The 13,179-nt window shown below is 39.1% G+C and carries 19 protein-coding genes; 3 read left to right on the forward strand and 16 right to left on the reverse strand.

Annotation, left to right across the window (positions count from 1 at the left end):
* Positions 1 to 101 precede the first annotated feature (101 nt).
* The 11 genes from OCV72_RS06265 to OCV72_RS06315 form a co-directional block, all read right to left on the reverse strand.
* Positions 102 to 305: a tyrosine-type recombinase/integrase gene (locus OCV72_RS06265; RefSeq protein WP_227198731.1), complete on the reverse strand. Its 204-nt coding sequence runs from the start codon at positions 303 to 305 to the stop codon at positions 102 to 104.
* Positions 306 to 423: 118 nt separating this feature from the next.
* Positions 424 to 1,995 carry a recombinase family protein gene (locus OCV72_RS06270; protein ID WP_026648813.1) on the reverse strand — a complete coding sequence of 524 codons (1,572 nt, stop codon included), beginning with the start codon at positions 1,993 to 1,995 and terminating at the stop codon, positions 424 to 426.
* Complete coding sequence (locus tag OCV72_RS06275; protein WP_026648814.1) at positions 1,992 to 3,683, reverse strand: recombinase family protein; 1,692 nt, start codon at positions 3,681 to 3,683, stop codon at positions 1,992 to 1,994. Before OCV72_RS06275 ends, OCV72_RS06270 begins: the two co-directional genes overlap by 4 nt.
* 1 nt (position 3,684) lies before the next feature.
* Complete coding sequence (locus tag OCV72_RS06280; protein ID WP_015568865.1) at positions 3,685 to 5,376, reverse strand: recombinase family protein; 1,692 nt, start codon at positions 5,374 to 5,376, stop codon at positions 3,685 to 3,687.
* A 108-nt stretch (positions 5,377 to 5,484) separates the two neighbouring features.
* Positions 5,485 to 5,733 carry a DUF6870 family protein gene (locus OCV72_RS06285; RefSeq protein WP_015568866.1) on the reverse strand — a complete coding sequence of 83 codons (249 nt, stop codon included), beginning with the start codon at positions 5,731 to 5,733 and terminating at the stop codon, positions 5,485 to 5,487.
* The gene (locus OCV72_RS06290) at positions 5,714 to 6,094 is read right to left on the reverse strand and encodes a type II toxin-antitoxin system PemK/MazF family toxin (protein ID WP_015568867.1); all 381 of its coding nucleotides are present in this window, start codon (positions 6,092 to 6,094) and stop codon (positions 5,714 to 5,716) included. Before OCV72_RS06290 ends, OCV72_RS06285 begins: the two co-directional genes overlap by 20 nt.
* Positions 6,095 to 6,247: 153 nt before the next feature.
* Positions 6,248 to 6,430: a hypothetical protein gene (locus OCV72_RS06295; RefSeq protein WP_055282710.1), complete on the reverse strand. Its 183-nt coding sequence runs from the start codon at positions 6,428 to 6,430 to the stop codon at positions 6,248 to 6,250.
* A gap of 244 nt (positions 6,431 to 6,674) precedes the next feature.
* Complete coding sequence (locus OCV72_RS06300; RefSeq protein WP_172677211.1) at positions 6,675 to 7,148, reverse strand: sigma factor-like helix-turn-helix DNA-binding protein; 474 nt, start codon at positions 7,146 to 7,148, stop codon at positions 6,675 to 6,677.
* A 326-nt stretch (positions 7,149 to 7,474) separates the two neighbouring features.
* Entirely contained in the window at positions 7,475 to 7,906 is a 432-nt protein-coding gene (locus OCV72_RS06305; protein WP_015568869.1) for a hypothetical protein, read from the reverse strand.
* A gap of 4 nt (positions 7,907 to 7,910) precedes the next feature.
* A complete protein-coding gene (locus OCV72_RS06310; RefSeq protein ID WP_029732086.1) occupies positions 7,911 to 8,123 on the reverse strand; it encodes a sporulation initiation factor Spo0A C-terminal domain-containing protein in 213 nt (70 codons plus the stop codon).
* A 150-nt stretch (positions 8,124 to 8,273) separates the two neighbouring features.
* A complete protein-coding gene (locus tag OCV72_RS06315; RefSeq protein ID WP_055282712.1) occupies positions 8,274 to 8,591 on the reverse strand; it encodes a helix-turn-helix domain-containing protein in 318 nt (105 codons plus the stop codon).
* 179 nt (positions 8,592 to 8,770) lie between these two features.
* On the opposite strand from OCV72_RS06315, the gene OCV72_RS06320 reads away from it, so the two are divergent.
* The gene (locus tag OCV72_RS06320) at positions 8,771 to 8,977 is read left to right on the forward strand and encodes a DUF6219 family protein (RefSeq protein ID WP_008688150.1); all 207 of its coding nucleotides are present in this window, start codon (positions 8,771 to 8,773) and stop codon (positions 8,975 to 8,977) included.
* 76 nt (positions 8,978 to 9,053) lie between these two features.
* Here the strand turns inward: OCV72_RS06320 and OCV72_RS06325 are convergent, their stop codons facing one another.
* The 5 genes from OCV72_RS06325 to dinB form a co-directional block, all read right to left on the reverse strand.
* Entirely contained in the window at positions 9,054 to 9,425 is a 372-nt protein-coding gene (locus tag OCV72_RS06325) for a hypothetical protein (RefSeq protein WP_054356898.1), read from the reverse strand.
* 9 nt (positions 9,426 to 9,434) lie between these two features.
* Positions 9,435 to 10,007, reverse strand: a complete 573-nt coding sequence (locus tag OCV72_RS06330; protein ID WP_008688147.1) for an ArpU family phage packaging/lysis transcriptional regulator — start codon at positions 10,005 to 10,007, stop codon at positions 9,435 to 9,437.
* Between the two features lie 250 nt (positions 10,008 to 10,257).
* Entirely contained in the window at positions 10,258 to 10,497 is a 240-nt protein-coding gene (locus OCV72_RS06335) for a hypothetical protein (protein ID WP_005344271.1), read from the reverse strand.
* Positions 10,498 to 10,509: 12 nt separating this feature from the next.
* The gene (locus OCV72_RS06340) at positions 10,510 to 10,722 is read right to left on the reverse strand and encodes a LexA family protein (RefSeq protein WP_024720752.1); all 213 of its coding nucleotides are present in this window, start codon (positions 10,720 to 10,722) and stop codon (positions 10,510 to 10,512) included.
* Between the two features lie 14 nt (positions 10,723 to 10,736).
* Positions 10,737 to 11,984, reverse strand: coding sequence for a DNA polymerase IV (dinB, locus tag OCV72_RS06345; protein ID WP_024728258.1), 1,248 nt, complete (start codon positions 11,982 to 11,984; stop codon positions 10,737 to 10,739).
* A 194-nt stretch (positions 11,985 to 12,178) separates the two neighbouring features.
* Here dinB and OCV72_RS06350 point away from each other — a divergent pair, with 194 nt between their 5' ends.
* Positions 12,179 to 12,910: a helix-turn-helix domain-containing protein gene (locus OCV72_RS06350; protein ID WP_008688138.1), complete on the forward strand. Its 732-nt coding sequence runs from the start codon at positions 12,179 to 12,181 to the stop codon at positions 12,908 to 12,910.
* A 56-nt stretch (positions 12,911 to 12,966) separates the two neighbouring features.
* Positions 12,967 to 13,167, forward strand: a complete 201-nt coding sequence (locus tag OCV72_RS06355; RefSeq protein WP_005344265.1) for a helix-turn-helix transcriptional regulator — start codon at positions 12,967 to 12,969, stop codon at positions 13,165 to 13,167.
* The last annotated feature ends 12 nt before the right edge of the window (positions 13,168 to 13,179 follow it).

The raw sequence follows: 13,179 nt of genomic DNA on the forward strand, positions 1-13,179 counted from the left end.
CGCACTCGATTTTCTTGATTTGACCACATTTTTACGACAAATTCTTGGAAAAATATATTCGTCTGATTTTCTTACCACATTTTACGACAACGACTTATGGTTTATACCACAGCAGGTACGGTTTCTGGCAGGTTCATTTTGGACATCTCGTTCTCCACATGAGACTTTTCTGCAATATGATTATAGACATTCATTGTAATCTGTGCATCTGAATGGCCCATCACATACTGCATAACTTTGGGATTGACGTTATTCTCACCCAGTCTGGTACATCCCGTATGACGAAGGGTATGTGGATGTGTCAAGTATAGGACAAAAAAAATTTTATTTTTTTCTGCCGAAGACTATCTGACGCTTCCATCAGGTAGTCCCAGCACCTTTATTATCTTCTGGTAAGTCATTCTTGTCCTGCTCAAGTTACCTCTATTCTGAAAAAATATCGTCAAAATTCCATTCGATTTCGATTTCATCCTGACTATGAACACGGATCACCTTGATAATCTCACGCAGCTTCTCTGTATCGAACTTCTGAATTCCCAAGAAATCTTTTAGTTTTATTTTATCAGAAAGTTCATTTTGTTCAAGAAGCTTTTTACTATTCTCCGCATCTTCTATCTTTCGTTTTATTTCCTCCAGCTGTACACTTATCTTTCCTGCTCTCTGCTTATACGAATCACGATCTATACGACCATCTTTGTAATCATCATAGAGTTTCATCTTTTCCGAGGTCAACTGTCGGCTCTGTTTTTGCAATTCTGCGGTATTGATCTCTTTGTCGTCGCATTGCCTGTTGGAAGATACTTTCTTTTCTTTTTCCAATATTGACGCTGCATACTGATGAACAAGCCCAAGGATATTCTCCTCCAACGGTTCCCGCCGGATCACCAGACTTCGACACACAGGATCTCCATTGGTTCGGGCATCTGAACATTTCAGCAAATGCTCTGTTTCTTTTAGCAGAGAATGCCCGCAGTTAGCACATAGCAACAATGCCGGCTGTTTTTTACGTCTTTCCAGAGTAAAATTGGTACGTGATTCCGCAACACTTCTCTTCTTTTTCGGATGCATTTCATTTGCTTTTTCAAACAATGCCCTGTCTATAATTGCCGTATGATGATTTTCCAGGCGAACCCATTCTGTTTCATCATTCAGAACTGCTTTATGACCGGTATGCATACTGCAACGTGTTTTTCCCCAGATTCTGGTTCCAATATAAATCTCATCCCGGACAATTGCCGCTACTGTCGTAGGGCTCCAGTGTTTCTTTTTGATCGTGTCAAACCTCTGGAACTGCACCTGATCCCCTCTTGATAATTTCTGCTCATCACAAGTGGCAATCGCCTGTCCGTTCAATTCCCTTGTAATATCCGCAAAACTTGTTCCTTCCGCTGCCATCCGAAAAATCATTTTCACGACTTTTGCAGCCTCTGGATCTACTTCCAGCCTTCCATCTTTTCCTTTTTTATAGCCATATCTGGCATTTACCGGAAGGCGTGTACCATTTCTCGTTCTTGTCTGCAATGCTGATGAAATTTTCTTGGACAAATCCAGGCTATACATATTGTATACCAGATTCTGCAATGCTACATTCATTCCACCAGTCATTCCGCTACTTGCTGCACTGTCATAGCTGTCATTAATCGAAATAAATCGAATCTGTAGAAGTGGAAAAATATATTCAATATAAAATCCAACTTCCAAATAGTCTCTTCCAAATCTGGAAAAGTCTTTCACAACTACACAGCCGATTTCTCCGCTTTTCATGTCATCCTGCAGCTGTTGAAATCCCTGCCTTTTAAAATGAGTACCGCTGACACCGTCATCCACATATTCCAGAATATCCGACTCAACTACACCCAGCTCATCAATTACAAATGATTTTAACAGAATTCTCTGAGAAGTTACACTGTCGCTCTCTTTTTTGGCTCTGCCATCTACATTGTCATCTTCTGCAGACAAACGGATGTAAACAGCTGTTTTTCTAAGATCTGTCATCTTGACTGCGCCTCCTTCTCTTTCTTTAGTTTCTGTAAATCTGCAAACTGATCGTCATATACCAGCTTGATCTCATAATCATACTTACCATGGATAATAATTGAATCCACAAAGGCATCTGCCATTTCTTTTGTCAGCTTACGCTTTGACATATAAGTATGTATCACATTTCCCCAGCCTTCTTCAATGTGGTAATCCTGGGAATACCGAACCTGTGCCGCCAATACTGTGTCCAGACGGCTCTTGATATTCTCAATTTCATTGGAATAGATCCGAGAAAACTGTATGTATTCTTCTTCTGTAATCAAACGTTCGGAATAGTCTTCATATAAATCCGATTTACGCTTACTGATACGGCTTAGTTCTCGTCGAAGTTTTCCTACCTCTTTATCCAAAAGCAGGTACTGTGTCTGATTTTTGGAAGCTGCATTCATTTTCTGAATCATTTTTTCTGTATCCAATACGGTTTTCATATGCGTTTGGATCAGGCGAAGAACATCGTCATCCACATATTCTTTTCTGACTCTGTGCCCTTTGCATTGCTTTCCTCCGGATTTATGGTTAGTATTGGCTCCGCAGATATAAAAGAATGTGCCATTTCTTTCTCTGGACAACGTCATGCGGTTGCCACAGCCTCCGCACCATATCTTTCCTGTATAGAAATTATGGTTTCTAATAGCCCCATTGTTCTGCTGATGTTTCTTCTTATAAGCTTCCGTATATTCCTGGATTTTAGATTGTACCTGTTGAAACAACTCTCTATCTATAATCCCTTCATGCGTGTTCTCCACATGCACCCATTCACTCTCTGGTCGATTTCTCTGTTTATTTCCCTGGAAAACACTTTGCTGATATTTTCCAAATACAGAATCACCTGTGCAATGAACATCCTGAAGAACTCGTTTCACTTCATAATTGTTCCAGGGTTTTGACTCCGGAAGCGGCTTCTCACCGGTTTTATAGAATTTTCTCTGTAAAGTCGGCGATAAAACTCCATCTTTATTGAGCTGTCTTGCAATATCACTATAGTTCCTGCCATCCATATACATAGAAAATATACTTTTCAAATGTTCTGCAGCTTCTTCATCAACGATCAGCTGATGATGGTCTTCTTCTGACTTTCTGTAACCATACGGTTCCCAGGCACTTGTAAATTTTCCTTTTTTCCAAAGAGCTTTTTTTGCGCTGCTGCTCTTTTTGGCAAGGTCTTTCGAATAGAACTCATTGATAATATTCTTCAGTGGAACTGTAAGATCCACACCCTCTCTGAAGGAATCGAAATCATCTGTCACAGCCAGGAATCTTACATGAAAAAACGGAAATACTCGTTCAATATAGTTGCTGGTTTCGACATAATTTCTTCCAAGTCTGGACAAATCTTTTACAATAACACAATTGATTTTTCCATGCTTGATATCTTCCATCATCTGTACGAATCCAGGACGGTCAAAATTTGTACCTGAATAGTCTGAGTCCTTATAAACTTCCGCAACCGAAATATCTTCCGTATCTGCTACAAAGTTTTTCATCAATTCCACCTGGGTTTCTATCGTCCCTCTTTCTAATGTTTCTTCTGTTTCCATTGAAATTCTGGCATACAATCCTGCCCGGAATGGTCTTCTCACCTCTGTCTGGACGGTTGCACTGCCGACTACTGTCGGAATGTTTTTCCTACTCTTTCGTGCCATTTTATACAACCTCCTTTACCTTGACCTGCAGATTATTATCATCATCTACTACCGTATCAACTCCCATAGCCGGTAATTGATTCAGCAATGTCTGATAACAATCATCAAAATCAAAAGTGATCTCTATATTCTTTTTATCATATACTCTGATTTTCCTGATCAGTTCTACCACCACTGTGCGGGACAGTTCTTCAATATCCTGATATTTCACAAAATAATCCAGCCAGGTATTGGCATTGTCTGCTTTTTCCAGCTCACTATCCATTTCTTTCTGGATTGCACGGATACTCTCTTCCGCATTTCTAAGCCTCTTTCCATAGGCTGCATGAAGCTCTACATAGTCTTCTTTTGATACAATGCCCTCTTTCATATCCGAATAGAGCATCATCCGTAACTCCTTACAACGTTCTGTCTCCTGTTTTTTCTTCTCCAGCCTGTCCTGCAGCTTCTTCATATTGATCTCCTGAAATGGCACAGTACCAACAAATTCCAGGACTCTTTTCAGGTGCAGGATATTCTGGATATGCTGTTTCAGCATCACCAGTACGGCATCTTCCAGATCCTTTTCCGGTATTCTATGACTAGAACAGCGTTTTGTTTCTTTATTTGCGGAACATAGATAATAAGCATATTTTTTCCCTGCCACAGTAGAAACCTTTCTTGTCATAGGTGCACCACAATCCGCACATACAGCAATTCCGGACAACAGATATACCTGCTTTTGGTAAGGTGAAGTACGTGTATCCATGCCCAGAAGCCTCTGCACAATTTCAAAATCACGGTCACTCACCAGTGGCTCATGATTTTTCTCAATCCGGATCCAGTCATCTTCCGGTTTCACATAAGTCTGCTTCACTTTATGGTTCGGTGTTGTCCTTTTTCCCTGCACAAGATTTCCGATATAAACCTCGTTTTCCAGTATCCTACGGACTGTAACGGAACTCCAAAGTGCCTGTTCTTTCTGCCGGAAGCCAGTTTCATAATGACTGCCGCTGCTGATTTTATATTCAAATGGGGAAAGAATACCCAGTTCATTTAAACGATTAGCGATCGCATCCTGACTCATTCCCCGCAGCTTCATCTTAAAAATATCCTGTACTACACTGCCTGCAGATGGGTCAATCTCTAATTTATGCTTATCTGTCTTTGTCTTCCTGTATCCAAATGCTACAAACGGAGTCACGCACTCACCTTTTTTCCTCTTAATCTCAAGATTACTCCTGATCTTAATAGAAATATCACGACAATAAGCATCGTTGATTAAATTTTTAAATGGGATAATGATTTCGTCTGCCTGATTCTTTCCCTTAAGACTGTCATAATTATCATTGATAGCAATAAAACGCACACCAAGAGCCGGGAATAATCTCTCGATATACTTCCCGGAATCAATATATTCCCTTCCAAATCGTGATAAATCTTTTACCACTACGCAGTCTACAATCCCACGCCGGATATCTTCCAGCATTGCCTGGAATGCAGGGCGCTCAAAATTAGAGCCTGAGTAGCCATCATCAACTCGGACTGAAACAACTTCTATATCTTTTTTGTCTTTCAGGAAATCCAGAATCAAAGCTTTCTGGTTAGAAATGCTGTTACTTTCCAGTTTTGCTGAACTAGAAATATCGCCATCTTCTTTAGATAATCTGACATAGATGGCGGCATGATAGATTTTATTGATATTCTGATACATATCTTACCTCCTTTTATTACGTCAGAAAATCCATGTAATAAAAGGGGGCTGCATAATTTGTCCTTACTGACATTCTAACACAGTCCCCTCAATCTTGCCAGTACTTTTTCAGACACTCAGAAGCATATTCTCAAATGCCTGCTCCATAGATATACCGTTATTGGCAAATCTGACTTTTACTTTCATATTGCCGATCCGGACCAAATATGGATTTCCTACTTTATTCAGAAAAATATCTCTCCGTTCCTGAAGCGATTTATTTCTGTCTGCTTTTATCATCCGTAGATCAGTCATTTCATTGATATCTACATCACTGAAATCCTGCTCCAGATAGTTTCTATATTCCTCTGCCGTCATGCCCTTCTCCTTCCATTCCCATCTGAATCTGTACTGCTTTCAGTACCCGATCCAGGCTCCACTTATTTACTCTTCCGCATTTCTCAATAATACATTTCGTAGAAATGCTCATAACCTGTTCAGCCAGTGCCAGGCTTCCTTTTCGGATTCCCGTCATATCATATTTGCTGATAAATACATGTGTTGGCAAATACCGTTTCTTATAAATTCTTGATGTCAGCGGAACTACCGTTATGACTGAACTGTATGTATTGGCTTTATTATTACTCACTACGATCACCGGTCTTACTCCACCCTGAACAGATGTTGTAGGAAACATACCGAGATCTGCCCATAAAATATCTCCTCTGCGGATTGTCATTTGTCCTCTCTCCAATCTATTATTTTTATTTGTAAAGCATCCATAGCGCTATATTGGCTCCACAGGAATACGGCAGAGTTTCTTTCCCATAGGGAAAGCTCTGCCGCATAACCTCTATAGCCAATTTGATTATTAAACAGTGCTCGCTCGATTCTATTTATCCTCGATACCCCGAATCGTTACTCCCGCATATGCAGGAAGGGAATAATAACCTGCCCAGATGCATACTCCGGACCACAACCCGGAAACTCTCGTTTCCAGGCTCCAGCAGTTCATAGGTTTACCAGTTACAGACTTCTCAGGATCTGCAAGTGTATCGCATCTCATACATATCATCGCATCACCAGCCTGCCAGCTGGCTTCGGTCAGTGCTTTTTCGCAGCATTACAGACTGAACTAAAAATCTTTGTTTTGTCTTATAATCCTATAGCGGCATCTTCCTCGTGCTCTTTGCATGAAATGTCACGTCAGTTATTATTGGATATTCAGTTATCATGGTTCATTTTAGGAAGTCCTTTAACTTCCTCTAATTACTAAAGTCAAATGACTTTGGCAAATGCAAAAGATTTTGAAAAATTTTTTAAAAAAATTTATTCATATACATTTCACGCATCTTATTAAGAGTGGATTTCAGCTTGTATGACAGCATCTGTCTGGAAATCCCCATAATCTCCGCCATCTGTGTCTGTGTCTTGTTTTCAAAGAAAATGCCATAAATAATCATGCGTTCCTCTGAGTTCAGTTGATTGATCACTGTGTGAATATCCTGCTGTTCCATTTTTGTCAGTACACAGTGCTCCACATCACAGTTCAGATCTGGAAAATCCTCAATCATGAAGCCTTCTCCATCAATGGACTGACCGCTGTAAGGTACTTCTCTCAGCATCTTATCCACAACCTCACCCAGTTCATTCTTAATCTCAACTTTTTTTGCCTTGCTGCTTCTGTAAAAATTATTCATCGCATACGCAACTTCTTTTGTAATCTCGATCATTTCTCCATCAATATTTGCGTAATACTTTCCTTCGTAAAAATATGGGTGTTCAATATACATATCCGTTCCTCCTGAATTTGAAATCTTGTTGCTCGTTTCAAATCCAGAAGGCGGACCTCTGTTTAGGATCATGCCTGCTCCGCCTTTATCCTGCCGGGATACGCCCGCAGTTATTGGCTGAGAAATTCAGGCACGAAAAAAAGCCCCAGTAGTTTTTTCTTAACTACTGAGGCTTTCGTCTCTTTCTTGTATTCAGTTATCTATGCCTTCTTTCATCAGCATAATCATTGTATCAGGATAAAGTTCACAAAGTATCCGCAATATATTCCCATAAGTTCATATCATTATTGGAATCGTACATATTTCAGTATAAAAAGTTCATCGTGTTATTCTTCTACTTCTTTTCCATCTATATATAGTTGAAATTTATCAGGATGATTGACTACATCATAGTCCTTTCCGTATTCTACAGGTCTATATTCGGCTGTCATTACCGATTCCCCATCTTCAATATCCTCTTTCCATAAATAGATGTTCATATCAAGGCTCGTCGCATATCCCCTGTCTGTGGAGAATTTTGTCGAATAAAATGAATCATCCTTGTACATCTGCAAAAGTTCTCTTGCAAAAGCTTCTTTATCCCCGATATGTCCCCGGTTAGCAACCACTGTAATATTTTCATCTCGATTTACGGAAAATGTTCCAACTACATCCGGTTCGCCTTCCTTATGACCAGATTCAGATTTCCCATAAATACTTCCTGCAGCAATTATCAAGATCACTGCTCCTGAAATCAATGCAATTATCTTTTTCTTCATATTTTTATTTTCCTTTTAGTTTTTTTACTGCGTAATTGATTACTTCTTCCGGTGTGGGTCTGTCTCCTTTAAGTGTCATTTTCTTCCATTCTTCCTGCACAGCCGGATCGGGATTATCAAATCCTGCATCTATGGCTATCTGCATTTCTCTGCGTACCTCTTCTGGTGTTGTGTTGTACTTTTCTGCAATCTTCTCATAAATAGTTTTCTCTCTCATTCATTTTCCTCCAATATATAAGTAGAATTACACCTTGTTCTATAGAACTAATTTAGCATATTTCTATTATCATGAAAAGACACTTTACAACTTAAAGCTGAATAAAAGGTCAAAAAAAGAAGAGCTACTCGCTCTTCCCAGTTTGTCATATCACTCTTCCAATAATGTGTGAATTACTTTGATCATTTTTTTCTGCTCTTTGATCGGAAGTTTTTCAATTTTTTCTGTCAGCTCATTGGTAACACCTGTAACTGAATGTGCCACAACATCAATCAAAAGAGTATCTGCTGAAACATCTAATGCATTTGCAATTGTAACAAAGGTATCCAATTTTGTAACTTTCAAGCCTCTCTCTATTACACTCACATGCGTTGGACTTAAATTTACTAATGCAGCCAGTTCCTCTTGCGTGAGATTTTTTGCTTCTCGTGCTGATTTGATTCGCTGTCCTACTGCTTTCAAATCCATCGTAACACCTCCTCCAGAACGAATAATCGTTCTGAATTTAGTATACTTGTGGATATCTTAAATATACAGAATCGCAAAGCCAAGTTCTAATTCTACAGAACTATATTCAAAGTTTTTCTTTGCATTTTCGTAAAAAAGCGTTATGATTGAATCAGTTAAATCAAAGGAGGTATCAAATCATGAAATCACATAAATACTGGTCCTTAGGCGCACTTTTCTGTATGTTGGGATGCATTTATTCTGGAATCAAAAAATCTATGACTGCACATAAATACTTTGCCTATTCTTCATTGCTTTGTATGGGCATGTCCATTTATTCCGGTCACAAACTGGTTTCTCCAAAGAAGAAAAAAATCACTGAATCAAATAATAGTGAGAATAGTTAAATAAAAAATTGACCTTTATTCATCAAAGACAAAGTTGCTGGAGAATATTTTTTCTCTCCAGCAACTTTCTTTATCTTTAAGCCATTGAGATACAATACTGTCCAATCAGCTTCATCCAACTATTATATTTATTCTTTTCGCACACCTTTCGGCAAATTTCATTCTCCATCAATACACAGAACATCTTATCATAATCAAATGCCCAAACAGCACCATTCACATGGTTTTCCACTGCTTTCTGATCTATGCTTTTCAAGCGTGTGACCATTTTTTCAATTTCTCCATTTCCCAAGTTACCGATATTTTTGCAGATAAACCGAAAGAAATTCAACGTTGCATATTCATCATGCCAATGGAAATCTTCTGGATTGTTTTTAATTTTACTGGCTCTCAGCTGTTCTTTGATTATCTGAGCAGCTACACCTTTCATCGAATCTTCGTATCTCATATTATTCACCTACTCTTCCTCAACGCCCAGTGACGGTTTAAATCTTTTATCCTTTGCCTGCGGTACCACGATCTCATAAAAATAAAATCCTAAATACCCAAGTGCCTGCTTCTTCATTTTATAAAAAGAAGTCCTGCCTATTCCTAACTCCTGCTGTACTTCCACATCTGTCTTATTATAATGACTGCAAAAACAGGAGTGAAGGATTTCACTGAGCATCACACCATTCGGTGCATAGAACTTCACCAAAGTCATTCCCCGATAGATCATGTCCGACAATCCATAAATAATCATCAGATTATTCATCTCCCGGTGCATCTTTGGCACATTCAGCTGGTTGTTATAAATGCTCAGATAACTCAATGCATATGCCATATCTTCATTGATTTTCTCCTGGCATTCCATATCCAGTTCTTCTAACACAATCTGATTTTCCAAAATCAATTTCTGATAGCTTGTCATCAATTCTTTAATATCAGTATAATGTCTTTCGATTGTAACTTCCAGATAATCCTGTGCATGACTTGCCATCTGGAAGGTAATTTCTTTCATTGATTTAATTGCATAATCTCTGTCTGTCATCAGTTTCAAAATCTCCTTATCATCATCACACTAACTGGCGGTCTTTCAGACCAGTTCGCTTTCCCCATGATTTTGATGGGAAGCAATTACTTACTACAACTTGCAGAAGCGGATATCCAAAAGGCATTGTGGGAGCTGCCTTTGCTGACCGGAATCCATCTTCTTATGTAAAACCTACAGGAATATAAAGGGAAAGTGACTATCCCTGCCGGTTAATAATCCAAATAATATCGTCTATACCAATCTCTCCTTATGCTGTTTTTCTCTCCATAAACCATTTATCCACTTCGTAAAACAAGTGGCTTTCCTGCCCCTGTATCATACAGGTGTACATCATTCCTACACCGCCTGCCTTTCTGCTGGCGCATCGCTCGATTTTCAAAATTCTGTCAATACTATATTTTCTTCCATCCTCCCATGTAAAAAATATGGGAACCAGCTGTCCGTCTTTCCGAAACTCTGCTACTACATCTACATATACTTTGTTCATGCCGACACCTCACTATAAAATCTCAATTGCTCTTGGCGATGCCGGGATTCTGCGGATATATCCATTTAACTCCAACTGCTTGATTCTGGAAAATGCTGATGATGTTGATTTCACCCCGATCAATTTTCCAAATTCCCGTATTGTCGGTGGATATCCATGTTCATTGGTATATCGTAAAATACACTGATAACTTTCTTCCTGTTTTCTGGTTAATGCTTTTTTCAAATCTATCCCTCCAATTACCCATGGAAATAACTATGTGGATGGATCGTGTGCGTACCAGCGTCTAAGTGGGATAAGACTTTATCCTGATACATTGCCGCTCGCTGTATACTGAAATAACCAAACCGTCGTCTGATCTCATCTACAGTACGATCCAGCTTCTCTAACTTTTCCTTTTTCTCCTGATTTCCAAATAAATCCAACTGCACGGGAATATCATCTAACACAAGATCCGCAGCTCGGATCCCCAGGCTTCTAATGGGATGTTCCCATTTGTAATTATCTTTAAATAGCTGAAATGCTGCAGTTACAATCTCGTTTGTAATATTCGTTGGCTGTCGTAAATGTATCTGTCTGGAAAAACTATACAATCGATTATCTCGAACTGTAATTTCTACTGTTTTGCATTTAAATCCATGTTTCCGCAATCGTGCAGCTACACTTTCTGCCAATGCTATTTGAATGATCCAGACATCCAGATCATTTTCCAGATCTCTCGGTGTTGTAGTGCTATTACCTATCGACTTTACTGGTGCTTCATATCCTTCCTTGCAAACCGGATCTTCATCCCAGCCATTTGCGAAAGCCCATAATACATTTCCTATTTTTCCAAAATGACTCTCTAACAACTTTTCGTCTGATTCCGCAAGTTGCCCGATTGTCCGGATTCCAAGTTTTTGCAATTTCTTATTTGTCTGTCTTCCGACATAAAGCAAATCTGACGCTGGAAGCTGCCATATCCTGTCTTTATAATTTTCTCGATTAAACTCTGTGATTGCATCCGGCTTTTTATAATCTGAACCAAGTTTCGCATAAATCTTATTCCAGGAAATTCCAATACTTACCGTTACACCCAGTTCGTATTTAATCCGATGGCTGATTTCTCTTGCAATCGTCATTCCGCTTCCTTTCAGATTTCTGCTGTCCGATACATCCAGCCAGGCTTCATCAATTCCATATGGCTCGATCTTGTCCGTATACTCCGAATAGATTTCTCTTGCCATCTTTGAAAATCTCAAATACAAATCCATCCGTGGTGGTACAAATATGATTTCCGGACAAATCTGTTTTGCCTGCCATAATGCCATTCCGGTCTTTACACCTTTTTGCTTTGCAATATAATTTGCTGTCAGCACAATCCCATGCCGGGCTTCCGGATCGCCACCTACTGCCAGAGGCATTCCTGCAAATTCCGGATGATGTAGCATTTCTACACTGGCATAAAAACAGTTCATATCACTATGCAGGATCACACGCTCACTCAAACTTTTCACCTCCTAGCTGTTTCCTTCAATATGATGTCTTATCAATTTCTGTATGTTTAGTATATATCGACATTCCGGAGATAGTCAAGTAACATCTTGGTTGTATTTTCTCCATTTTGGAGATTATTGTTGATTTTATTTCTAACATACGGTATAATGCATATAGAAAATTCAAATAGAAATGAGGCGAACAAATGCGTGATTTCGGGGAAATATTAGCAGAAAATAGAAAAAAGAAAGGATACTCTCAATCAGATCTGGTAGACCTGCTTTCTCAGGAAGGTATTCAGGTCACTACAAAAGCAATCTCCAAATGGGAGACCAATGCACGAGAACCAGCTTTACATGTTTTCCTGACACTTTGCCAGTTACTTGATATCGAAGATATATATGAATCTTTCTTTGGAGAAAATCCATATAACATTATGAGTGGATTGAATGAAGAAGGCAGAAATAAATTGATTGAATTTGCTGATATTTTGAAAGCTTCTAAAAAGTTTTCTCCACTGTCTGCAAAGATTATCCCATTCCATCATCCTGTAGAAATTACCTGGGAACCAGTTTCTGCTGGTACTGGAAATTACCTGGAAGATTCTGTAAAAGAAACTTATGACGTAGGACACCTTGCTCCTGAGCAGACTGACTTTGGTGTACGGATCTCCGGTGACAGTATGGAACCACTTTATCATACAGGCGATGTCGCATGGATTCAGAAAAAAGATTCTCTTGCTAATGGTGAAATTGGAATCTTCTATCTCAACGGTAATACTTACATCAAGGAATTACACGATGAGCCAGATGGTGTTTATCTGATTTCTTTAAATCAAAAATATCGTCCTATCCAAGTTTTGGAATCTGACTCTTTTAAGATTTTTGGAAAAGTAATCGGAAAATGCAAAGGTGCAGAAATTCCGGGATTTCATTAGATTTCAACAGCAGGTTCATGATCCTGCTGATAACAATAAGCAAAGGAAGTGATTGAATGGCAATCAATAATACATTAAAAGATATTCGTGAAGAACGGAATCTCATTCAAGCAGATTTGGCTGAAGCCATAGGTTCCTGCAGCCAGACTATAGGCCGCATCGAACGTGGAGAACGTAATCCCTCTCTTGAGATTGCAATCCGGCTGGCCCATTACCTGAAAGTGCCTGTAGAAGATATTTTTCAAGTTGAAGACTGAAGCATAACAGCC

The organism is Dorea amylophila (genome assembly GCF_025567265.1).
In the GTDB taxonomy this organism is placed as follows: Bacteria; Bacillota; Clostridia; order Lachnospirales; family Lachnospiraceae; genus Dorea_A; species Dorea_A amylophila.